This window comes from Streptomyces sp. NPDC044003 (assembly GCF_056435185.1).
Window position 1 is genome coordinate 707,601 of record NZ_JBWKFA010000001.1, and the last position, 21,639, is coordinate 729,239.

The 21,639-nt window shown below is 71.2% G+C and carries 18 protein-coding genes; 11 read left to right on the forward strand and 7 right to left on the reverse strand.

What is annotated here, in order from left to right; translation table 11 throughout:
- Nucleotides 1-8: 8 nt before the first annotated feature.
- Nucleotides 9-542, reverse strand: a complete 534-nt coding sequence (locus tag AC07AW_RS03220) for a DUF4245 domain-containing protein (RefSeq protein ID WP_478813787.1) — start codon at nt 540-542, stop codon at nt 9-11.
- Nucleotides 543-659: 117 nt separating this feature from the next.
- Here AC07AW_RS03220 and glpX point away from each other — a divergent pair, with 117 nt between their 5' ends.
- Nucleotides 660-1,694, forward strand: a complete 1,035-nt coding sequence (gene glpX / locus AC07AW_RS03225; protein WP_329854066.1) for a class II fructose-bisphosphatase — start codon at nt 660-662, stop codon at nt 1,692-1,694.
- Nucleotides 1,695-1,818: 124 nt separating this feature from the next.
- Here the strand turns inward: glpX and AC07AW_RS03230 are convergent, their stop codons facing one another.
- Complete coding sequence (locus tag AC07AW_RS03230) at nt 1,819-2,190, reverse strand: WhiB family transcriptional regulator (protein ID WP_030692804.1); 372 nt, start codon at nt 2,188-2,190, stop codon at nt 1,819-1,821.
- A gap of 170 nt (nt 2,191-2,360) precedes the next feature.
- Nucleotides 2,361-3,086, reverse strand: coding sequence for a DUF1707 SHOCT-like domain-containing protein (locus tag AC07AW_RS03235; RefSeq protein ID WP_478813788.1), 726 nt, complete (start codon nt 3,084-3,086; stop codon nt 2,361-2,363).
- 425 nt (nt 3,087-3,511) lie between these two features.
- Here AC07AW_RS03235 and AC07AW_RS03240 point away from each other — a divergent pair, with 425 nt between their 5' ends.
- Together AC07AW_RS03240 and AC07AW_RS03245 are read left to right on the forward strand one after the other, a co-directional pair.
- The gene (locus AC07AW_RS03240; RefSeq protein WP_478813789.1) at nt 3,512-5,182 is read left to right on the forward strand and encodes a fumarate hydratase; all 1,671 of its coding nucleotides are present in this window, start codon (nt 3,512-3,514) and stop codon (nt 5,180-5,182) included.
- Nucleotides 5,183-5,347: 165 nt separating this feature from the next.
- On the forward strand, nt 5,348-5,968 hold the full coding sequence (locus AC07AW_RS03245) for an HAD family acid phosphatase (RefSeq protein ID WP_453511266.1): 621 nt from the start codon (nt 5,348-5,350) through the stop codon (nt 5,966-5,968).
- A gap of 8 nt (nt 5,969-5,976) precedes the next feature.
- Here AC07AW_RS03245 and AC07AW_RS03250 read toward each other — a convergent pair whose 3' ends face one another.
- Entirely contained in the window at nt 5,977-6,489 is a 513-nt protein-coding gene (locus AC07AW_RS03250; protein WP_478813790.1) for a dirigent protein, read from the reverse strand.
- 116 nt (nt 6,490-6,605) lie between these two features.
- Between AC07AW_RS03250 and AC07AW_RS03255 the strand changes: the two genes are divergently transcribed.
- Entirely contained in the window at nt 6,606-7,247 is a 642-nt protein-coding gene (locus AC07AW_RS03255) for a lipoprotein (RefSeq protein ID WP_478813791.1), read from the forward strand.
- Between the two features lie 172 nt (nt 7,248-7,419).
- Here the strand turns inward: AC07AW_RS03255 and AC07AW_RS03260 are convergent, their stop codons facing one another.
- Entirely contained in the window at nt 7,420-8,949 is a 1,530-nt protein-coding gene (locus AC07AW_RS03260; protein ID WP_478813792.1) for a ricin-type beta-trefoil lectin domain protein, read from the reverse strand.
- Between the two features lie 141 nt (nt 8,950-9,090).
- On the opposite strand from AC07AW_RS03260, the gene AC07AW_RS03265 reads away from it, so the two are divergent.
- From AC07AW_RS03265 to AC07AW_RS03275, 3 genes are all read left to right on the forward strand, one after another.
- Nucleotides 9,091-10,491 (forward strand): class II fumarate hydratase, encoded by a 1,401-nt coding sequence (locus tag AC07AW_RS03265; RefSeq protein WP_478813793.1) that lies wholly within the window; start codon nt 9,091-9,093, stop codon nt 10,489-10,491.
- Nucleotides 10,492-10,671: 180 nt separating this feature from the next.
- The gene (gene fomD, locus AC07AW_RS03270) at nt 10,672-11,337 is read left to right on the forward strand and encodes a cytidylyl-2-hydroxypropylphosphonate hydrolase (protein WP_478813794.1); all 666 of its coding nucleotides are present in this window, start codon (nt 10,672-10,674) and stop codon (nt 11,335-11,337) included.
- 311 nt (nt 11,338-11,648) lie between these two features.
- Complete coding sequence (locus AC07AW_RS03275; protein WP_478813795.1) at nt 11,649-13,673, forward strand: SpoIIE family protein phosphatase; 2,025 nt, start codon at nt 11,649-11,651, stop codon at nt 13,671-13,673.
- A 68-nt stretch (nt 13,674-13,741) separates the two neighbouring features.
- On the opposite strand, the gene AC07AW_RS03280 is transcribed toward AC07AW_RS03275, so the two are convergent.
- Nucleotides 13,742-15,958: a transglycosylase domain-containing protein gene (locus AC07AW_RS03280; protein WP_478813796.1), complete on the reverse strand. Its 2,217-nt coding sequence runs from the start codon at nt 15,956-15,958 to the stop codon at nt 13,742-13,744.
- A gap of 266 nt (nt 15,959-16,224) precedes the next feature.
- On the opposite strand from AC07AW_RS03280, the gene AC07AW_RS03285 reads away from it, so the two are divergent.
- The 3 genes from AC07AW_RS03285 to AC07AW_RS03295 are packed head-to-tail and all read left to right on the forward strand — an operon-like array spanning nt 16,225 to nt 19,798.
- Nucleotides 16,225-16,749 carry a PadR family transcriptional regulator gene (locus AC07AW_RS03285; protein ID WP_225799388.1) on the forward strand — a complete coding sequence of 175 codons (525 nt, stop codon included), beginning with the start codon at nt 16,225-16,227 and terminating at the stop codon, nt 16,747-16,749.
- On the forward strand, nt 16,746-17,429 hold the full coding sequence (locus AC07AW_RS03290; RefSeq protein WP_478813797.1) for an ABC transporter ATP-binding protein: 684 nt from the start codon (nt 16,746-16,748) through the stop codon (nt 17,427-17,429). The genes AC07AW_RS03285 and AC07AW_RS03290 overlap by 4 nt, the downstream gene beginning before the upstream one ends.
- Nucleotides 17,426-19,798: an FtsX-like permease family protein gene (locus AC07AW_RS03295; RefSeq protein ID WP_478813798.1), complete on the forward strand. Its 2,373-nt coding sequence runs from the start codon at nt 17,426-17,428 to the stop codon at nt 19,796-19,798. The genes AC07AW_RS03290 and AC07AW_RS03295 overlap by 4 nt, the downstream gene beginning before the upstream one ends.
- Nucleotides 19,799-19,984: 186 nt before the next feature.
- On the opposite strand, the gene AC07AW_RS03300 is transcribed toward AC07AW_RS03295, so the two are convergent.
- Nucleotides 19,985-20,950 (reverse strand): hydrogen peroxide-inducible genes activator, encoded by a 966-nt coding sequence (locus AC07AW_RS03300; protein ID WP_478813799.1) that lies wholly within the window; start codon nt 20,948-20,950, stop codon nt 19,985-19,987.
- Between the two features lie 132 nt (nt 20,951-21,082).
- On the opposite strand from AC07AW_RS03300, the gene AC07AW_RS03305 reads away from it, so the two are divergent.
- A complete protein-coding gene (locus AC07AW_RS03305) occupies nt 21,083-21,637 on the forward strand; it encodes a peroxiredoxin (protein ID WP_369146240.1) in 555 nt (184 codons plus the stop codon).
- Nucleotides 21,638-21,639 lie beyond the last annotated feature (2 nt).

A 21,639-nucleotide genomic window follows, 5' to 3' on the forward strand; every position in this document is an offset into this window, starting at 1 on the left:
TACACGGATCAGACCTTCTGCGACCGGAGCGAGCCGGCCATCTCGGCCAGCCGCTCGAAGGAGGCCGTGCCGGTCACCACGGTCGTCGCGCCGTTCTCCGTGCGGACCAGCGCGTCGTACTTCGGACCCTCCCAGCGCTGCCAGACCTGGCCCGCGACCGTCTGGGTCTTCCCGGTGTTCTTCGCCTTCCGGGTCACCTCGGGCACGAACTTCCCCGGCTCGGCCGTCGACTGGTTCACGGCCACGTACTGGGTGTCCGGGGAGAGGAAACCGAGCTGCCAGGCGTCGGACTTCTCGCGCTTGTACGAGACGACCGTCGCCTTCCAGCCCTCGCCCAGGCCCTCGGGGGCCAGCACCGGATACGGCGCCGCCCGCTGGGCCGTGAGGAGCTCGACCCGGTAGTCCTTCGCCTTGACCGGGTCCGCGCTCTCGTCGTGCGGGATGAAGAGATACATCACGCCCGCGGCGACCATGATCACCCCGAGGGACTGGAACATCCCGCGTACCGTCTGCCTGCCTCGCATACCTGCCACGCCCACCATGGTCGCATCATGGTGTTGTGCTCATACGTGGGCCCCTCTGCTCATTTTGTCGACGTACCGATAGAGTCGCATCACCCTCTTTTTCCCGGCCGTCGCCGTACAGAAAGGTGCGCTCCGATGACCGAGCACCACCACCTTCCGCCCGAGCTTGTCGTTTCCCCCGAGGCACCGGACCGGAACCTCGCCCTGGAGCTGGTCCGTGTCACCGAGGCCGCCGCCATGGCCGCAGGCCGCTGGGTCGGTCGCGGCGACAAGATCGGCGCGGACGGGGCGGCGGTCAACGCCATGCGGACCCTGATCTCCACCGTCTCGATGAACGGCGTCGTCGTCATCGGCGAGGGCGAGAAGGACGAAGCCCCGATGCTCTTCAACGGCGAGCGGGTCGGCGACGGCACCGGCGCCGAGGTCGACATCGCCGTCGACCCGATCGACGGCACGACCCTGAACGCCAAGGGCATGCCGAACGCGATCGCCGTCCTGGCCGCCGCCGACCGCGGCACCATGTTCGACCCGTCCGCGGTCTTCTACATGGACAAGCTGGTCACCGGCCCCGAGGCCGCCGACTTCGTCGACATCAACGCCCCCGTCTCGGTCAACATCCGCCGGGTCGCCAAGGCCAAGAACTCCTCGCCCGAGGACATCACGGTCGTCATCCTGGACCGCCCCCGCCACGAGGGCATCGTCAAGGAGATCCGCGAGACCGGCGCCCGGATCAAGTTCATCTCGGACGGCGACGTCGCCGGTTCGATCATGGCCGTCCGCGAGGGCACCGGCGTCGACATGCTCATGGGCATCGGCGGCACCCCCGAGGGCATCATCTCCGCCTGCGCCATCAAGTGCCTCGGCGGCGTGATCCAGGGCAAGCTGTGGCCGAAGGACGACGCCGAGCGCCAGAAGGCGCTGGACGCGGGCCACGACCTGGACCGCGTGCTCTCCACGAACGACCTGGTCAGCGGCGACAACGTGTTCTTCGTCGCGACCGGCATCACCGACGGCGAGATCCTGCGCGGGGTGCGCTACCGCGCCGAGACGGCGACCACGCAGTCGCTGGTCATGCGCTCGAAGTCCGGCACGATCCGCCAGATCGACTCGACGCACCGCCTCTCGAAGCTGCGCGCGTACAGCAAGATCGACTTCGACCGCGCGAAGTAACGCTTCCGCGAAGTAACGCTTCGGTGCAGTAACGCTTCGGCGCGACGGTACGAAGAGGGGCGCCCCCATGTGCGGTGGGGGCGCCCCTTCTCGTACGGGCACGGGGAAGGTCTCCGCGGTCCCGTCAGCCCGCCTGGGCGATCCGCTCGGTCGCGGCGGCCTTCCGCAGCTCCACCTCACGGCGCCGGCGCCGGGCGAGGACGACGCGGCGCTCCGCCGCGGTGAGCCCGCCCCACACCCCGTATGGCTCGGGCTGCAGCAGTGCGTGCTCCCGGCACTCGACCATCACCGGACAGCGCGCGCAGACCCGCTTGGCCGCCTCCTCGCGGGCGAGCCGCGCGGCGGTCGGCTCCTTGGAGGGCGCGAAGAAGAGCCCGGCCTCGTCCCGGCGGCACACCGCCTCCGCGTGCCATGGACCGGCCTCGTCCTCCCGGGCAGGGGCGCGCTGAGGGGGTACGGCGGCGACCTGGAGGGGCTGATGCGGCAGTTGCAGCACGGTCTACTCCTGACGACGGCTTCGCGAGCGAGCGGCGATGCACCAGCCCTACCCGCTGTGCGCGCGCCTATGCACTGCGTGCCCCGCCGTTCCGCACTGCGGATACCCGAGGGCGAATTCCGGTCACCTCCCGGAACACCCCGCAGGTGTTGCCCGGGCCGCCCCGGGCGTCAGTGCCCGAGGTGCTTGCGGACCCTGCCCTGGAGGTCGGTGATCCACTTGCCGCGCTTGGGCCTGGCCTCGACGTTCCCGAAGACCGAGTAGCCGTTGATGACGACGACCGGGGCCTGCGGGTCGACCCCTTCCAGGGTCACGACCTCGAAGTTCCCGAAGATGCCGCTGCCGCTGCCGCGGAGGCTGATGTTCTCCGGGACCCGCACCTCGACGTTGCCGAAGATGGAGGTGGCGTTGATGGTGGTCAGCCGCTGGGCGAAGATCGCCTCGGTCAGGTCGATCTCGACGTTCCCGAAGAGCGCGAAGGCGTTCGTCCGGCGGCTCACCCGCCAGCGGCCCTTGCGGGTCGTGCTGGAGAAGATCGCGACGAGGTTCTCCGCGGGGCCCTCGGTGTCGTCGGAGCCCCAGGCCGAGGCCGGTTCGGACTCGTGGGCGGTCCGGGCGGCCGGCAGGTCGCGGACGATCGGCTCCAGTTCCCCGACGGTCTTGGCCCGGTAGACCGCGTCGATGCGGTCCGAGTGCTCCTCGGGGTCGAGCCGTCCCTCGGCCAGGGCGTCCCTGAGGATGTCCGCGATGCGGTCCCGGTCCGCGTCCGAGGCCCGCAGCGAGCCCTGCGGATCGGCGAAGGCGGGCCCGGCGAGAGCCGGCTCGGCGGGGGCGACCTGCGGCTGCGGCTGCGGCTGCGGCTGCTTCTCGGGTTCGGGCTGCTTTTCGAGATCCACGGAACCAGCCTAGCGAAACGCGATAGATCGCAACCAGAGGGAGAGACCCCGGTCCCGTCCCCTAGGGGACACCCCAGGGTTCGCCGACGCAGGCGTCCCGGACTCGCCAGCGCTGGCGTCCCGGATTCACCGACGCGGGCATCCCGGACTCGCCAACGCGGGCATCCCGGACTCGCCGACGCAGGCGTCCCGGACTCGCCGACGCGGGCATCCCGGACTCGCCGACGCGGGCATCCCGGATTCACCGACGCGGGGGGGCGCGGACATACCCCCGCCGGGGCACGGAAACACGCCATTCCGGTGCGGTCCCACCCCCTACTGAGCCTTACCTCACAGGATCGCCGCCGCCCCCGCGTCTTACGCTGGAGGGCGCGCCGCCAACGGAGGCGGCGCAGCTGTCTGCCGAGTGAGGAATGGCCGCCGTCATGCCTGAGTTTGCGTACTCCGATCTGCTCCCCCTGGGAGAGGACACCACGCCCTACCGCCTGGTGACCTCCGAAGGTGTCTCCACCTTCGAGGCCGACGGGCGTACGTTCCTCAAGGTCGAGCCGGAGGCGCTGCGGAAGCTGGCCGCCGAGGCCATCCACGACATCCAGCACTTCCTGCGCCCGGCCCACCTGGCCCAGCTGCGCCGGATCATCGACGACCCCGAGGCGTCGAGCAACGACAAGTTCGTCGCGCTCGACCTCCTCAAGAACGCGAACATCGCCGCCGCCGGCGTGCTGCCGATGTGCCAGGACACCGGCACCGCGATCGTCATGGGCAAGCGCGGCCAGAACGTGCTGACCTCGGGCCGTGACGAGGAGGCCCTGTCCAAGGGCATCTACGACGCGTACACCAAGCTGAACCTGCGCTACTCGCAGATGGCCCCGGTGACCATGTGGGAGGAGAAGAACACCGGCTCGAACCTGCCCGCGCAGATCGAGCTGTACGCGACCGACGGCGGCGCGTACAAGTTCCTCTTCATGGCCAAGGGCGGCGGCTCGGCCAACAAGTCCTTCCTCTACCAGGAGACGAAGGCGGTCCTGAACGAGGCCTCCATGATGAAGTTCCTGGAGGAGAAGATCCGTTCGCTCGGCACGGCCGCCTGCCCGCCGTACCACCTGGCGATCGTCGTCGGCGGCACGAGCGCCGAGTTCGCGCTGAAGACCGCGAAGTACGCCTCCGCGCACTACCTGGACGAGCTGCCCACCGAGGGCTCCGCCGAGACCGGCCACGGCTTCCGCGACAAGGAGCTGGAGGAGAAGGTCTTCGAGCTGACGCAGAAGATCGGCATCGGCGCGCAGTTCGGCGGCAAGTACTTCTGCCACGACGTCCGCGTCGTCCGTCTCCCCCGCCACGGCGCCTCGCTGCCCGTCGCGATCGCCGTGTCCTGCTCGGCCGACCGCCAGGCCGTCGCGAAGATCACCGCCGAGGGCGTCTTCCTGGAGCAGCTGGAGACCGACCCGGCGCGCTTCCTGCCGGAGACGACGGACGAGCACCTCTCCGAGGAGAGCGACGTCGTCACGATCGACCTGAACCAGCCGATGGACGAGATCCTCGCCGAGCTGACCAAGTACCCGGTGAAGACCCGCCTGTCCCTCAACGGCCCGCTGGTCGTGGCGCGCGACATCGCGCACGCCAAGATCAAGGAGCGCCTGGACGCGGGCGAGGAGATGCCGCAGTACCTGAAGGACCACCCGGTCTACTACGCGGGCCCCGCGAAGACCCCCGAGGGGTACGCCTCCGGCTCCTTCGGCCCGACGACGGCCGGCCGCATGGACTCGTACGTGGAGCAGTTCCAGGCGGCGGGCGGCTCGAAGGTCATGCTGGCCAAGGGCAACCGGAGCAAGCAGGTCACGGACGCGTGCGGCGCGCACGGCGGCTTCTACCTCGGCTCGATCGGCGGCCCGGCGGCGCGTCTCGCGCAGGACTGCATCAAGAAGGTCGAGGTCGTCGAGTACGAGGAGCTCGGCATGGAGGCGGTCTGGAAGATCGAGGTCGAGGACTTCCCGGCCTTCGTCGTCGTCGACGACAAGGGCAACGACTTCTTCCAGAACCCGGCGCCCGAGCCGACGTTCACGCACATCCCGGTGCGGGGTCCCGGCCTCGGCTGATCCCCAGGGCTCTCACGACGCCCCTCGGCCCTTCCGGGCCGGGGGGCGTCGTCGATCTCCGCTCAGAAAGTCGCTACCGACCGGTAGCCCTCCCGTTGCCTACTGGTCAGTATGGGTCGCGAGCATGTCAACCACTGAGCCGGTTCGACCCCTCGGGAGCCCCCCATGCCCTCCGCCAAGACCACCGCCGCGGCCCTCGGCCTGACCGCCGTCCTCGTCGTCGGCGCCGCGCCCGCCGCCTCCGCCGCCGACCCCGACACCCACGTCACCTCGGCCGCGGCCCTCGCGGACGTCGACTACACGACCTGGCGCCACGACGTCGCGGCCGTCGTCGCCGAGGCCCGCCCGTACATCGAGGCGCGCTCCGAGAACGCGGGCCGCGAGAAGCAGGCCATCGTCCTCGACATCGACAACAGCTCCCTGGAGACGGACTTCCACCCGTTCTGGGAGCTGCCGACCCCGGCCATCGCGGACGTGCGCGCGCTCGTCAACGACGCCCACGCGCGCGGGGTGGCCGTCTTCTTCGTCACCGCCCGCCCGGGCATCATCTACTCCCTGACGGACTGGAACCTGAAGAAGGCCGGCTACCCCGTCGACGGGCTGTACGTGCGCTCGCTCCCCGACCTGTTCGCCGAGGTCAGCGCGTACAAGACCGAGAAGCGCGCCGAGATCGAGGCCAAGGGCTACACGATCATCGCGAACATCGGCAACAACACGACCGACCTCGTCGGCGGACACGCCGAGCGCGCCTTCAAGCTCCCGGACTACGGCGGCAAGCTGTCGTAACGGCGGCCTCACCGCGTGGTGATGTGGAACTCCATCCGGTTGTAGTCCCCGTCGGGGGTCGTACTCACGTATCCACGCGCCTGCGTGAAGTCGCCGGTGCCTCCGGTGATGGCGACGTCGTAGGCGGCCGGCGCCTCGTTCGAGATGTCGAAGGTGACGAGGGCCTGGGCGGTGAGCTGTCCGCCCGGTCCGCCGTTCAGGACGAAGGTACCCACGCAGTTCACGTCGGCCTGGTCACCGGAGACACGCACCACGGCGCAGGTCACGCCGTCGCGGCCGACCTTGGTGCCGCCCTTGGTCTTGTACAGGTCGTCGGCGATCGTGAAGACGTCCCCGGCCTTGGGTGGCGGCCCGCTCTCGCTCGCCCCGGCGGCCGGGACCTCCTTGGCGTAGAGCGTGAACTCGAAGCCGTCTCCGTCGTCGGCGAAGGCGGAGACGGGGGCGGCGGCGAAGGAGACGGCCGCGATGGCCGCGACCGTGCAGACGCCGAGCACGCCGGTCCTCCTGAAGCTGCGGATCATGTCCTGCCTCCCGTGGGATGGGGGTCCCCCTCGGCATGCTTCACATTGTCCGGCGCTCACGCCGGATTCGCCCGTCCGGCGCAATCCCCGGCGGTCACGTCGGGGATCATGGCGCCATGCCAGAAAGAGCCCGCCCGATACGTACGTCCGCCGTCCCCGCCGTCCTGGTGGCGGCCGGGCTGCTGCTGACCGCCTGTGGAACGACCCCGAAGCCGGACGCCCCGGCGGCCGGCTCGCCCAAGGCCTCGCCGAAGGCCCCGACGAAGCCCGAGGCCGCCGCGACCCTCGGCGGTCCGGGTTCGGCCTGCGCGCTGCCCGTCTCCTTCGCGCTCGCGGAGGACTGGAAGCCGGAGGCCGTCGAGAACCCCGAGGACCCGGAGTTCGCGGCGCTCACCCGGCAGGGCCCGGCCACGGTCCGCTGCGAGGTCGACGCGAAGCCCTCCGGGAACATCGGCTACCTGCGGGTGTGGACGGCCCCGAAGGGCCCGGCGCGGACGGCTCTCGAAGGCTTCGTGAAGGCGGAGAAGGGCAGTTCGGCGGCCTCCTACCGGGAGACGAAGGCGGGCGCGCTGCCCGCGACCGAGGTGACCTACACGGTCCACAACAAGCTGATGGAGGAGTCCAAGGAGGAGCGGGCCTTCGCCGTCTCCACCCCGAAGGGGACGGTCATCGTCCATCTCGGCGGGCTCGACACCGACGAACACCGGGCGATGCTCCCGGCCTACGAGCTGGCGAAGAGCACGACGAAGGCGCTCTGAGCACGCCGAGCACTCCCCCAGGCTGAGAGCACGCCGAGCCCTCCCCCAAGCTGAGAGCGCGCCGACCGCTCCGCCGGGCCGAGAAGGCGCTCCGATCCTGCGACCGCTCCCCGGGCATGACCGTGGCCCCCCGTCCCGCACCGGACGAGAGGCCACGGCGTACTCGGGGCTCCTAGGCGAACTTCTGGTTCGCGGAGCCGTCGCAGTTCTGGAGCCGGATCGGCTCCTTCGCCGCGCCCTGGGCGAGGCAGAGTCCGGTCGCGGCGGCGGGCCGGATCGTGGCGCCGTCACGGACGAACCTCTGGTTGGCGGCGCCGCTGCAGTTCCAGACGATGAGGGCCTTGCCGGCCTGGTAGGCGGCTCCGGGCACGTCCAGGCAGCGGTCCTGGGTGAGCTGGGTGTGGACGGTCTTCCGGGCGGAGTCGTACCACCAGCCCTGGTTGCGGCCGCCGTGGCAGTCCCAGCCGAGGACGGCGGTGCCGTTGGCGGACTCGGAGGCGTTGACGTCCAGGCAGTTGCCGGTCGCCTGGTTCCTCAGCGGCTGGTACGCGTCGTCCCAGGCGAGCGGGAAGAGCGTCGGGGTGCCGGAGGAGTTGACGTCGGCGCAGCTCGCCTCGCGCAGGCCCGAGTTGTAGATCTGGGTCAGGCAGGACGCGAAGGCTCCGTGGCCGCTCTTGTTGGGGTGGAAGGACTGGCGTACGGAGTTCTCGTCGAGGCCGCCGGGCTTGGAGAGGTCGATGTAGAGGCCCCGGGCCCAGGTGTCCTCCATGCAGACCTCGTGGCCGTGGAAGAGGCGCGAGTTGTCGAGGTAGGTGGCCCCGGTGTCGGCCGCGATCCTGCGCATGCCGCGCTCGAAGGCGGGGACGGCGGAGTTGCGGCCCCACTTGGTGTCGGAGTCGTACCCCATGCCGCCGCAGGAGAGCTTGCCGGGGAAGTTCGGGTTGTCGTGGAAGTCGGGGCCGATCGGGCTGGGGTAGCCCATGACGACGAGCTTGTAGTCGCCGTCGGCGTATCCGGCGTCGCGCATGACGGTCCTCAGGTCGCGGACGGTCTGCTCGACCTTGGGGACGAGTCCGTCGACGCGGGCCTGCCAGCCGGGGGCGTACTTGGGCTCGCAGGTGCCCTGGCTGAGCACGTACCGCTGGACGCAGTCGGTCATGACGGGCCCGAACTGCAGGTCGTCGTTGGCGCCGGCGACGAGCAGGACCATCTTGATGCGGGTGTTGCGGGCCTTGACCGCGAGGTTGTCGCTCTGGACGAGCTCGTCGGCGTACTGCTTGGAGCCGCCGATCCGGATGTTCCCGGTGTAGGCGCCGGAGCAGGACACGTTGAAGGTGAGGTCCGCGGGGATCCCGGTGCGGTGGATCGCGGCGTCCGGGGAGCGGTGGCACCAGTTGGTGGGCCCGTTGGTGGGCGACTCGTACGTGCCCGTGCCCTCGCCGGAGATCTCGCTGTCGCCGAGCGAGATCAGGCCCGTCCTGCGTTCGGCGAGCGGGCGCTCCTCGGGGCTGCCGTAGATCTTGGTGGCCTCGGCAGCCCGGATCGCCTCCAGCTCGGGAGAGAGCGGTACGGAGGTGATTCCGGCCGCGGTGCTCGTGTCGACCGCGCCGGCGGGGGCGGCGGCGGTCATGCTGCCGAGGGCCGCCGCGGCGGCGGCGACGGCCGCGACGGGCCAGCGGAGTCTGTACCTGGTGCGCTTCACTGCGCCTCCTGGAAGTGGGGTTACCCACGGTTTTTACTGGCCGGTACGCACCTTGGGAATACATCGAACAAGACAAGTGCTCATCTTTTTCGGGGGGTTGGGGGGCGCCCCCCGAAGAACGCAGCTTGGAGGCTGAGAAACATGAACGACACGGACGGCTACCGCATCGAGCACGACTCCATGGGTGAGGTGCGGGTCCCCGCGCACGCCAAGTGGCGCGCCCAGACCCAGCGTGCGGTGGAGAACTTCCCGGTCTCCGGACAGCGCCTGGAGCGCGCCCACATCGAGGCCCTGGCCCGGATCAAGGCCGCGGCGGCCAAGGTCAACGCCGAGCTCGGGGTGATCGAGAAGGACCGCGCGGAGGCGATCGTCTCGGCGGCGGAGGAGGTCGCCGAGGGCCGCTGGGACGAGCACTTCCCCGTGGACGTCTTCCAGACCGGCTCGGGCACCTCGTCCAACATGAACACCAATGAGGTGATCGCCACCCTCGCCACCGAGCGGCTCCCCGAGGGCCGCGAGGTCCACCCCAACGACCACGTCAACGCCTCGCAGTCCTCGAACGACGTCTTCCCGTCCTCCATCCACATCGCGGCCACCGCCGCCGTCACCCGCGACCTGATCCCGGCCCTGGACCACCTGGCCGCCTCCCTGGAGCGAAAATCGGCCGAATTCGCGTCGGTCGTGAAGTCCGGACGTACGCATCTGATGGATGCCACCCCGGTCACCCTGGGCCAGGAGTTCGGCGGCTACGCGGCCCAGGTCAGGTACGGCGCCGAGCGGCTGCGCGCCTCGCTCCCCCGGCTCGCCGAACTCCCACTCGGCGGTACGGCGGTGGGCACCGGCATCAACACCCCGGCCGGCTTCTCCGCGGCCGTCATCGCCGAGGTCGCCCGCGCGACCGGGCTGCCGCTGACGGAGGCCCGCGACCACTTCGAGGCCCAGGGCGCCCGCGACGGTCTGGTGGAGACCTCCGGGCAGCTGAGGACCCTCGCCGTCTCCCTCACCAAGATCGCCAACGATCTGCGCTGGATGGCCAGCGGCCCGCGCACCGGCCTCGCCGAGATCAACCTCCCCGATCTCCAGCCGGGCTCCTCGATCATGCCGGGCAAGGTGAACCCGGTGATCCCCGAGGCGGTCCTGATGGTCGCCGCGCAGGTGACCGGAAACGACACCACCGTGGCGGTGGCGGGCGCGGCCGGGAACTTCGAGCTCAACGTGATGCTGCCGGTGATGGCCAAGAACCTGCTGGAATCCGTACGGCTTCTGGCCAACGCCTCCCGGCTGCTCGCCGACCGCACGGTCGACGGGATCACGGCGAACGTGGAGCGCGCCCGCGAGTACGCCGAGTCCTCCCCGTCCGTGGTCACCCCGCTGAACAAGTACATCGGCTACGAGGCGGCCGCGAAGGTCGCGAAGAAGTCCCTCGCCGAGCGGAAGACCATCCGCGAGGTGGTCCTGGAGTCCGGCTACGTCGAGCGGGGCGACCTCACCGTCGAGCAGCTCGACGAGGCGCTGGACGTGCTGCGCATGACACGCCCGTAGGCGCGGGACGTGCTGCGCATGACGCACCCGTAGGCGCGGGACGTGCCGCGCGGGACCCACCCCCAGGCGCGGGTGCCGCCGGCGGTGACCGGCCGGTAGCCGAATCGTCCATGTCCGGTAGCCGACTCCTCCGTGATCTGTGCCGCAGCGGTCGTGGGAGCGCGCCCCTAAGATCTGCGCATGACAGGATCGGGCGGCTCTCAGCACTGGGCGCCGGGGGATCACATCCTCTGGCGCTACCGCGGCAACGGCACCGGAGCGGTGCACATCTGCCGGCCGGTGACGGTCGTCCAGGACACGCCCGAGCTGCTCGCGGTCTGGATGGCGCCCGGCACCGAGTGCGTCCGGCCCGTGCTCGCCGACGGCACGGCCGTCCACGAGGAGCCGCTCGCCACCCGCTACACCGCCCCGCGCACCACCGAGCGCACCCGCTGGGCCGGCAGCGGGGTGCTCAAGCTGGCGCGGCCCGGCGAGCCGTGGTCGGTGTGGCTGTTCTGGGAGCGCGGCTGGCGCTTCCGCAGCTGGTACGTGAACCTGGAGGAGCCGCGGGTCCGGTGGTCCGGCGGCTTCGACTCCGAGGACCACTTCCTCGACATCTCCGTCTACCAGGACCGCAGCTGGCTGTGGCGGGACGAGGACGAGTTCGCGCAGGCCCAGCGGTCCGGCCTGATGAGCCCGGAGCAGGCCGCCCGGGTGCGGGCGGCCGGGGAGCGGGCGGTGGAGCGGATCAAGACGTGGGGGACGCCGTTCGCGGACGGCTGGGAGGACTGGCGGCCCGATCCGGGTTGGCGGGTTCCGCAGCTGCCGGCGGACTGGGATCGCACCCCGGCGCACACGGCGCCGTGAGACCCTTGATGCGCCCCAGGGGTTCAAACGTAGGATCGTCCTCCGCACGGCAGAGACGGACCGAACACCACGTCAGACCGACCGAACAGCACGTCAACGACTCAGCACAGCGCAGGACCTGACCAGAAGTCATCCACGAGGGGGAGAGCAGTGCCGGACGTGTGCCCGGGTGTTCCGACCCCTGCCGTTGCCGCAGCTCGCGAAACGTCCACATCCGCTGCATACGAAGGGTTTACCCCCGGCGAAGGCGCGGCATCGGCGAGAAGAGCGAGTGCATCGCACCACCGGCCCGGACGGACGGAATCCCACGCGTGACGGAGCATCCCACCTCCCACGAAGGCCGGCAGCCCCTGGCTGCCCGGTCGCAGGAACGCGCGCGCCCTCGCCAGGAGGCGGCGGCCGGCCTGCCCTCCGACGTGCCCGCCCAGGCGGGCGGCCCGGCGACCCCCGCGACCCCGGGCGCTGAGGCACCCGCACAGCCCACCGCACCGGAGACCCCGGTCGGCACGGGCCACCCGAGCGCCCCCGGCGGCACCGGCCACCCGACCGACCCGGGCGGTACGGGCCACCCCGGCGGCCCCGGTGCCGTCGCCGTCGCCGTCTCCCCGCAGCATCCCGGCGGGGCGCGCGGTGGGGACACCGCCGCGCGGCGGGAGGGCGACCGGCTGCGGTTCGTCGGGGCCGCGACCCGGCGCATCGCGCGCGGCATCGACCTGGACGAGATCGTCCTCGGCCTGTGCCGGGCCACCGTGCCGACCTTCTCCGACGAGATCCTGGTCTATCTCCGCGACCCGCTCCCGGTGGGCGACGAGCGGCCGGTGGCGCCGTTCGTGCTGCGCCTGCGCCGCACCGACCGACTCCGGTTAAGCGATCTGGAGGGCGAGGAGCTCGTCCTCGTACCCGATCCGGATCCGACCCCCGCGGCCGAACTCTGCGAGGTGCGGAACGGCGGGACGCTCGCCGAGGTGCTGCGCGGGGTGCGGCCGGTCTTCGGCGACTCCGCGGCCGCCAAGTCGGCCCTCACCGAACTGCTCGGCCCCGAGCACCCGTTGCCCGGCGGGCTGCGGGCGGTCCTCGCGCCGCTGCGCGGCCGGCGCCGGGTGATCGGCGCGGCCGTGTTCCTGCGCCGCCCGGAGCGGGCCGGCTTCGAGCCGAACGACCTGCTCGTCGCGGCGCAGCTGGCCACGCACACGGCGCTCGGCATCGACAAGGCCGTGCTGTACGGCCGTGAGGCGTACATCGCGGACGAGCTCCAGCGGACGATGCTGCCGGACTCGCTGCCGCAGCCGACCGGCGTCAAGCTGGCCTCGCGCTATCTGCCGGCGGCCGAGACGGCCCGGGTCGGCGGCGACTGGTACGACGCGATCCCGCTGCCCGGCAGCAGGGTCGCCCTGGTCGTCGGCGACGTCATGGGCCACTCCATGACCTCGGCGGCGATCATGGGCCAGCTGCGCACCACGGCGCAGACCCTGGCCGGTCTCGACCTGCCGCCGCAGGAGGTCCTGCACCACCTGGACGAGCAGGCGCAGCGGCTCGGCGAGAACCGCATGGCGACGTGCATGTACGCGGTGTACGACCCGGTCTCGCACCGGATCACCGTCGCCAACGCGGGCCATCCGCCACCGATACTGCTCCACCTGGGCGGCCGTGCCGAGGTGCTGCGGGTGCCGCCCGGCGCCCCGATCGGGGTCGGCGGGGTGGACTTCGAGGCGGTCGAGCTGGACGCCCCGGCGGGCGCCACGCTGTTGCTCTACACGGACGGTCTCGTCGAGTCCCGGCTGCGGGACGTGTGGACGGGGATCGAGCAGCTGCGGGAGCGCCTCGCGGCGACCGCGCAGCTGACCGGCCCGGACCACTCGCCGCCGCTCGAAGCGCTCTGCGACGACGTCCTGGACATGCTGGGTCCGGGCGACCGGGACGACGACATCGCGCTGCTCGCGGCCCGGTTCGACGGGATCGCGCCGAGCGATGTCGCGTACTGGTTCCTGGAGCCGGAGGACGCGGCCCCGGGGCGGGCCCGGCGGCTCGCCCGGCGGGCGCTCGCCCGCTGGGACCTGGAGGAGCTGACGGACTCGGTCGAGCTGCTGATCAGCGAGGTCGTGACGAACGCCGTGCGGTACGCGGAGCGTCCGGTGACCCTGCGGCTGCTGCGGACGGACGTGCTGCGCTGCGAGGTCGGCGACGACTCGCCGCAGCTGCCCCGGCAGCGGCGGGCGCGCGACACGGACGAGGGCGGCCGCGGGCTCTTCCTGGTGAACCGGCTGGCCCGGCGGTGGGGGGCGACCCGGCTGTCGGGCGGCAAGGTGGTCTGGTTCGAGCTGGCGACCCGTACCTGAGCCTCGTACCTCCGTGAAAGCACCGAAGGCCGGACCCCGTGCAAGGGGTCCGGCCTTCGGTCGTGTCGTCAGCGGGGCGGGCGCGCCGTGGTGTTGGTGACGGGGTCGCCGCCGTCCGGCGGCTGGATCGTCGTCGGCGCGGTCGTCGGCTCCTGGGTCGCCGTCGGCTCCTGGGTGGGCTCCGGCGGCGTGGTGACGGGGTCGCCCGTCGGCTGCGGCGGCGTGGTGGCCGTCGAGGTCGGCGGGGCCGTCGGGCCGGTGGTGGCCGTGGTCGGCTCCTCGGTCGGCTCGTCGGTCTGCGGGGCCTCGCTGGTCCGGGTGGGGTCCGGCAGGGTGCCGTCGGGGGCGGCGCCGTCGGTCTCCAGGTCGAAGGTGGCGTCCGAGCCGCCGTTCAGCGCGCGCTCGGTGTAGTCGCCCCAGATCAGGGCGGGCGTGCGGCCACCGTTGGCGCGGCCCTCGTTGATGGTGTTGGTGAGGGTGACCTGGTTGCCCTGGGCGTCCTCGCCGAAGAGGCCGACGGCGGTGACGAGTTCGGGTGTGTAGCCCACGAACCAGGCGGAGCGGTTGTTCTCCGAGGTGCCGGTCTTGCCGGCGGCCTCGTAGTTTCCGGCGGCGCGCGTGCCGGAGCCGCTCTGCACGACGCCCGTCATGGCCTGGGTGGCGGTGTCGGCGGCCTCGCGGCTGATGACCTGCTCGCCGATCGCCTTGGCGCCCTGGACCGTGCGGTCCTTGTGGGTGGCCGTCTTCACCAGGGTCGGGGTGACCTTCTTGCCGTGGTTGTCGAGCGTGGCGTAGGCGCCGGCCATGTCCATGGTCGAGGCGCCCATGGTGCCGAGGGAGATGGCGGGGGTCTCGGGGAAGTCCGCGCCGTCCTTCATGCCGAGGGCGAGGGCGGTCTTCTTGGCCTTGGCCGGGGTGACGTCGACGATCATCTGGGCGTAGACCGAGTTGATCGACTTGTTGGTGGCCTTCTGGACGGTGACGGGGCCGTAGCTGTAGTCGTCCTCGTTCTCCGGCGCGAAGTCGATGTCGCTGCCGACGACCGGGCGGCGGCTGTCGCCGTCGTAGATCGTGCCGAGGCCGATCTTCCGGCCGTCCTGGGTGACCGCCTGGTTGTCGACGGCGGAGGCGAGGACGAGCGGCTTGAAGGTGGAGGCGGGCTGGTAGTCGCGGCGGGTCGCGTTGGACATCCAGTGCTCGGTGGCGCCGACGCCGCCGTACATCGCGACGACCGCGCCGGTCTTCGGGTCGACGGAGGTGGCGCCGGCCTGGACGGTGGCCTGCTTCTTGTCGCCCTTGCGGTCGAGCTTGGACTCCAGTTGCTTGTCGACCGCCTTGACGAGGTCCTTCTGCTTCTTCTCGTCGATGTTGAGGGTGATCGTCCAGCCGCCGGCCTTGATGTCCTCCTCCTCGACGCCCTGGCGGATCAGCTCCTGGTTGGCGGCCTCGACGATGTAGCCGGTCTGGCCCTCCATGCCGGGGGCGGGCTTGGGCTTCTGCGGGACGGGGAACTTCATCCCGGTCCGCTCGGAGGAGCTGAGCCAGCCCTCGCCGACCATGTTGTCGAGGACGTAGTTCCAGCGCTCCTCGACGAGCTTGCGGCCGGTGGCGTTCGCGGAGGTCCAGTCGTACTGGTTGGGCGCCTGGAGCAGCGAGGCGAGGTAGGCGCCCTGCGCGGTGGTGAGCTGGGTGGCGTCGACGCCGTAGTACGAGCGGGCGGCGGCCTGGATGCCGTAGGCGCTGCGCCCGTAGTAGCTGGTGTTCATGTACCCGGCGAGGATGTCGCTCTTACTCATCTTCTGGTCCACCTTGATGGCGATGACCATTTCCTTGAGCTTGCGCGTGGCCGTCTGGTCCTGGCTCAGGTAGAAGTTCTTGACGTACTGCTGGGTGATGGTCGAACCACCCTGCTTGCCCTTGCCGGTGACGGTGTTCCAGGCGGCGCGGGTGGTGCCCTTGATGTCGACGCCGTTGTCCTTGTAGAAGGTCTTGTTCTCGGCGGCGACGAAGGCCTTCTGGACCTGCAGGGGGATCTTGTCGAGGCCGACGATCTCACGGTTGATCTTGCCGGTGCGGGCGAGGATCTTGCCGTTCGCGTACTTGTAGATGTTGCTCTGCATCGTCGCCTCGGCGTTGGCCGTCGGCACCGGGACCAGCAGGTAGACGACGTAGAGGGCGCCCATTCCGAGCAGGCAGAACACGAAGAAGGTGCCCAGGAGCTTCTTCCAGGTGAAGAGACGGCGTATGCCGCGCTTCTTCGCCTTGCTCTTGTCCGGTCGGCCCATGTGTCCAGTCGCTCCGCTCGTCGTGTGTCCGGCGCCTCGGTGCTGTGCCCGCCCACGCCGGGTCAGCTCGGCAAGCTAACACCGACGAGACGGACAAAGGACAACCGATCACGTCTTTTCCGGACGTGAGAATCAGCACCCACGTCCAGAGGAACCGACGCTCGAGCGGAGCGGATGGTTGCGTGAACGCTCGATTCCGTTTAGTGACGGACGCAGCGAGGCCTGGCTATACATCATGCGTATACACCCCGTGTAGAGTGGTTCACATGTCCATCGGTCACACCCTCCTCGGGCTCCTGGAGTCCGGCCCGCGCCACGGCTACGACCTCAAGCGCGCCTTCGACGAGAAGTTCGGCCAGGACCGGCCGCTCCACTACGGCCAGGTCTACTCGACGATGTCCCGGCTCCTGAAGAACGGCCTGGTCGTCGTCGACGGCATCGAGGCCGGCGGCGGCCCGGAGCGGAAGCGGTACGCGATCACCGAGGCCGGCATCACCGATGTCGCCCAGTGGCTCGCCACCCCCGAGAAGCCGGAGCCGTACCTCCAGTCCACGCTCTACACCAAGGTCGTCCTGGCCCTGCTCACCGGCCGCGGGGCCGCCGAGCTCCTCGACACCCAGCGCGCCGAGCACCTCCGCCTGATGCGCGAACTCACCCGGCGCAAGCGGGACGGCGACCTCGCCGACCAGCTCATCTGCGACCACGCCCTCTTCCACCTGGAAGCGGACCTGCGCTGGCTCGAACTGACCGCCGCCCGCCTCGACGCGCTCGCCGAGGAGATCCGCCGATGAGCTCCACCCCGCTCCTGCACGCCGCCGGCCTGGACAAGGCCTACGGCCCCACCCCCGCGCTCGCGGGCGCCGACTTCGCGCTCCGGGCCGGCGAGGTCGTCGCCGTCATGGGCCCCTCCGGCTCCGGCAAGTCGACCCTCCTGCACTGCCTGGCCGGCATCGTGCGCCCCGACGCAGGCACCATCACCTACGACGGACGCGAGCTCACCGCGCTCTCCGACGGTGCGCGCAGCTCCCTGCGCCGCACCGACTTCGGCTTCGTCTTCCAGTTCGGCCAGCTCGTCCCCGAGCTGACCTGCGTCGAGAACGTCGCCCTCCCGCTCCGCCTCAACGGCGAGAAGCGGAAGACGGCCGAGGCCAGGGCCGCCGAGTGGCTCGCCCGCCTGGAGGTCGACACCGTCGCCGGCAAGCGCCCCGGCGAGATATCCGGCGGCCAGGGCCAGCGCGTCGCCGTCGCCCGCGCCCTCGTCACCGCCCCGCGCGTGATCTTCGCCGACGAGCCGACCGGCGCGCTCGACTCCCTCAACGGCGAGCGGGTCATGCGACTCCTCACCGACGCCTCCCGGGACACCGCCGCCGCCGTCGTCCTCGTCACCCACGAGGCCCGGGTCGCCGCGTACTCCGACCGCGAGGTCGTCGTCCGGGACGGTTCGGTACGGGACTCGGAGTGGGCGGCATGAGCCTCGGCACCTGGGCCCGCGACCTGGGGCTCGGCGCCCGGTTCGCGGTCACCGGCGGCCGCTCCGGCCTGCTCCGCACCGTGCTGACCGCGACCGGCGTCGGCTTCGGCGTGGCCCTGCTGCTGCTCGCCGCCTCCTTCCCGAACATGCTCTTCCAGCGGGAGGTACGCGAGTCCGTCCGGGCCGTCGACGGCAGCGAGCAGGTCACCTCGCCCCGCCCCGACTCCTTCCTCCATCTCAGCCGGACCACCGTCTACCGGGACGACGTCATCAGCGGACTGCTGCTGCGCCCCGAGGGCGACGCACCCCCGCTCCCGCCCGGCGCCCCGGCCTTCCCCAGGACCGGCGAGATGCTGGTCTCCCCCGCGCTCGGCGAGCTGCTCGACTCCCCCGAGGGCGCCCTCCTCAAGGAGCGGCTCCCCTACAGGATCGCCGGAACGATCGGCCCGGCCGGACTCATCGGCCCCGCCGAGCTCCGGTACGTCGCCCACGTCGACTTCCTCGACCCCGAGAACCTCGACGGGCGCGGCACGCGCTACGGCTGGTCGGTGCCCGAGGAACCGATGAACGCGTTCCTGATCCTCCTCGTCGTCGTCGCCTGCGTCGTCCTGCTCCTCCCGGTGCTCGTCTTCGTCGCGACCGCCGTCCGCTTCGGCGGCGAGCAGCGCGACCGGCGGCTCGCGGCGCTGCGGCTGATCGGCGCGGACACCGCCATGACCCGCCGGATCGCGGCGGGCGAATCCCTCGCGAGCGCGCTGCTCGGCCTCCTCGTGGGCCTCGGACTCTTCGCGGTGGCCCGGCAGTTCGCGGGGATCTTCACCATCTGGGACGTCAACGCCTACCCCGGCGACGTCGTGCCGATGACCGCGCTCGCCGCGCTCGTCCTCGCCGTCGTCCCGGTCGCCTCGGTCGTCGTCACCCTCTTCGCACTGCGCGGCGTGGCCATCGAACCGCTCGGCGTCGTCCGCACCTCCACCCCGCGCCGCCGCCGGCTGTGGTGGCGGCTGCTGCTCCTCGCGGCCGGCGTGGCCTTCCTCGTTCCGCTCATCGGCGACATCCGCGCGAACCAGACGAGCATCGACAGCGTGAGCGTCGTGCTCGGCACCACGCTCGCCCTGGTCGGCCTCACCACTCTGCTGCCGTGGCTCGTGGAGGCGGGCGTGAAGCGGCTGCACGCCGGGCCGGTGGCCTGGCAGCTCGCCGTCCGCAGGCTCCAGTTGAGCAGCGGTACGGCGGCCCGCGCGGTCAGCGGCATCGTCGTCGCGGCGACCGGGGCGATCGCGCTCCAGATGCTCTTCCAGGCGATGGAGAGCGACTTCACGCAGTCCACCGGCCAGGACACCTCACGCGCCCAGATCGCGATCGGCGTCGACGCCGAGAACGCCGAAGAGGCCCGCGGGATGATCGACCGCCTCCGGCGGACCGAGGGCGTCAGCGGCGTGATCGGCATCATCGAGTCGAGCGTGTGGCGGCCCGGCCCCCTGAAGGGCGGCGAGGAGTTCTCCCCGAGGGCCTCCATCCGGGTCGGCGACTGCGCCTCCCTCCGGGAGTTCGCCACGCTTCCCTCCTGCACGGACGGGGACGTCTTCGTCTTCCTCGCCCACGGCGCGCAGGGCAATCCGGGCGACTCCTTCGTCACCAGGGCGGCGCGGCCCGGCGCCACGGTCGCCCTGCGCGACCCGCATCCGCACCCGAGCGAGCCGCGCCGCCCCCAGGGGGGCCCGCTGCCGCAGTGGCGGATCCCCACCACGGCCCGGATCGTGGACTCCCGCCCTGACCCGACGGGCATGTACGAGTACGGGGTCCTCGCCACCCCGTCGGCGATCGACACCGCGCTGCTCGACGAGCCCGACGCGCAGGCCATGGTCCGGCTCGACCCGGCCGTGCCCGACGCCGCCGACCACGTACGGAACACGGCGGACGCCATCGATCCGACCTCCTGGGTGCGCACCCTGAAGGACACCGAGCGCGACGAGGCGTTCTCCAGCGTCCGCACCGGCATCCTCGTCGGCTCCACCCTGACGATGCTCCTGGTGGCGGCCTCGCTCCTGGTCGCGACCCTGGAGCAGCTCAGGGACCGCAAGCGGCTGCTCTCCTCGCTCGTCGCCTTCGGCACCCGGCGCTCGATCCTGAGCTGGTCGGTGCTGTGGCAGACGGCGGTGCCGATTCTCCTCGGACTGGCCCTCGCCGTGGCGGGCGGTCTCGGGCTCGGGCTCGTCCTGCTGAGGATGGGCGGGCAGCCGGTGAATGACTGGTGGGTCTTCCTGCCCGTCGTCGGGATCGGCCTCGGCCTGATCGCGGTCGTGACGCTGCTGAGCATGCCGGTGCTGTGGCGGCTGATGCGGGCGGACGGGCTGCGGACGGAGTAACCCGCCGTTCGCATGTACGAGGGGGGCGCGGGCTCCTGGCGCCGGGGGGTGCCAGGAACCGGCGCCCCTCTCGTACGGGGTCAGCCCTTCTCGTACGGGGGGCAGGCCAGCACTCGTACCGGAAGCCCCTCTCGTATGGGCGGGGTCAGGCCAGCACCCGTACCGGAAGCCCCTCTCGTACGGGGGTCAGGCCAGCACCCTTACCGGAAGCCCCTCCATCGCCCCGCGCAGGGCCTGGGCCAGCTCCTCGAACTCGGCGTGCCGGGCCGCGCCCGTCCGCATCGCGAGGGCGATCCGCCGCGAGGGCGCCGGTTCGGCGAACCTCCCGGTCCACAGGGCGGTGTTACGGGCGGTCTCGACGGTCACGGCCGTGCGCGGCAGCAGGGTCACCCCGAGGCCGCCGGCGACGAGCTGGACCAGGGTGGCGAGCCCGGCGGCGGTGGTGGTGACCTCGGCGCCGTCGGTGCGCCCGGCCTCCCGGCAGATGTCGAGGGCCTGGTCGCGCAGGCAGTGCCCTTCGTCGAGGAGCAGCAGCCGGAGTTCCTTGAGGGCCTCGCGCGGGATGTCGTCCCGCCCGGCCAGCGGGTGCCCCTCGGGGGTGACCAGGACGAAGTCCTCGTCGAAGAGGGGGAGTTCGGCGATGCCGGGCACGCCGAGCGGCACGGCGAGGAGCAGCAGGTCGAGCCGCCCGGCGGTGAGCCCCTCCAGAAGCGAGGAGGTCTGCTCCTCGTGGACCTGGAGGTCGAGTTCGGGGTAGCGCCGGTGGACGAGCCGCAGGACGGTGGGCAGCAGATACGGCGCCACGGTCGGGATCACACCGAGCCGGAGGACGCCGGTGAAGGGGGCCTGGGCCGCCTCCGCCTCCTCCATCAGCTCCGCGACCGCGTCGAGGACCGTCCGCGCGCGGACGGCGAGCCGCTCCCCCGCGGGCGAGAGCAGTACCTTCCGCGTCGTACGCTCGAGGAGCTGGACACCGAGTGCCTCTTCGAGAGCCGAAACCGCGCCCGAGAGGGCGGGCTGGCTCATGCCGATGGCGGCTGCCGCATCGCGGAAGTGCAGATGCTCGGCGACCGCCGCGAAGGCTCTGAGCTGCGAGAGGCTCGGCTGCTTGCCTCGGTGCGGGCCGCGCGGGGGGCTGTACGGGGATGCCACTGATAACCACCTTCGATCAACACGAGCCACACTAGCTATTTCACTGATCAATGCACCCCGTGCCAGTATGTGAGACGTCCAACCCCCACGGAAGACCCCAAAAGGGACCCTTCCTGCCTGCAAGGAGAGCGCGTGCTCACTGTCGGTGACAAGTTCCCCACCTACGACCTGACCGCCTGCGTGTCGCTGGAGAGCGGCAAGGAGTTCGCGCAGATCGACCACAAGTCCTACGAGGGCAAGTGGCGTGTGGTGTTCTTCTGGCCGAAGGACTTCACCTTCGTCTGCCCGACCGAGATCGCCGCGTTCGGCAAGCTGAACGACGAGTTCGCCGACCGTGACGCCCAGATCCTCGGTGTCTCCGGCGACTCCGAGTTCGTCCATCACGCCTGGCGCAAGGACCACGCCGACCTGCGTGACCTGCCCTTCCCGATGCTGGCCGACTCGAAGCACGAGCTCATGAGCGACTGCGGCGTCCGCGGCGAGGACGGCTTCGCCCAGCGTGCCGTCTTCATCGTCGACCCGAACAACGAGATCCAGTTCACCATGGTGACCGCCGGCTCCGTCGGCCGTAACCCCAAGGAGGTCCTGCGGGTCCTCGACGCCCTGCAGACCGACGAGCTCTGCCCGTGCAACTGGAACAAGGGCGAGGGCACCCTCGACGCCGCCGCCCTCCTCGCCGGCGAGTAAGG

What these genes read in the sequence shown, in the direction of transcription:
- AC07AW_RS03255 (WP_478813791.1), top strand. Translation starts at nt 6,606, where the DNA reads ATGCCAGAAAGAGCCCGCCCGATACGTACGTCCGCCGTCCCCGCCGTC.
- fomD (WP_478813794.1), top strand. Translation starts at nt 10,672, where the DNA reads ATGACAGGATCGGGCGGCTCTCAGCACTGGGCGCCGGGGGATCACATC.
- AC07AW_RS03265 (WP_478813793.1), top strand. Translation starts at nt 9,091, where the DNA reads ATGAACGACACGGACGGCTACCGCATCGAGCACGACTCCATGGGTGAG.
- AC07AW_RS03280 (WP_478813796.1), bottom strand. Translation starts at nt 15,958, where the DNA reads ATGGGCCGACCGGACAAGAGCAAGGCGAAGAAGCGCGGCATACGCCGT.
- AC07AW_RS03290 (WP_478813797.1), top strand. Translation starts at nt 16,746, where the DNA reads ATGAGCTCCACCCCGCTCCTGCACGCCGCCGGCCTGGACAAGGCCTAC.
- AC07AW_RS03295 (WP_478813798.1), top strand. Translation starts at nt 17,426, where the DNA reads ATGAGCCTCGGCACCTGGGCCCGCGACCTGGGGCTCGGCGCCCGGTTC.
- AC07AW_RS03220 (WP_478813787.1), bottom strand. Translation starts at nt 542, where the DNA reads ATGGTGGGCGTGGCAGGTATGCGAGGCAGGCAGACGGTACGCGGGATG.
- glpX (WP_329854066.1), top strand. Translation starts at nt 660, where the DNA reads ATGACCGAGCACCACCACCTTCCGCCCGAGCTTGTCGTTTCCCCCGAG.
- AC07AW_RS03240 (WP_478813789.1), top strand. Translation starts at nt 3,512, where the DNA reads ATGCCTGAGTTTGCGTACTCCGATCTGCTCCCCCTGGGAGAGGACACC.
- AC07AW_RS03245 (WP_453511266.1), top strand. Translation starts at nt 5,348, where the DNA reads ATGCCCTCCGCCAAGACCACCGCCGCGGCCCTCGGCCTGACCGCCGTC.
- AC07AW_RS03250 (WP_478813790.1), bottom strand. Translation starts at nt 6,489, where the DNA reads ATGATCCGCAGCTTCAGGAGGACCGGCGTGCTCGGCGTCTGCACGGTC.
- AC07AW_RS03285 (WP_225799388.1), top strand. Translation starts at nt 16,225, where the DNA reads ATGTCCATCGGTCACACCCTCCTCGGGCTCCTGGAGTCCGGCCCGCGC.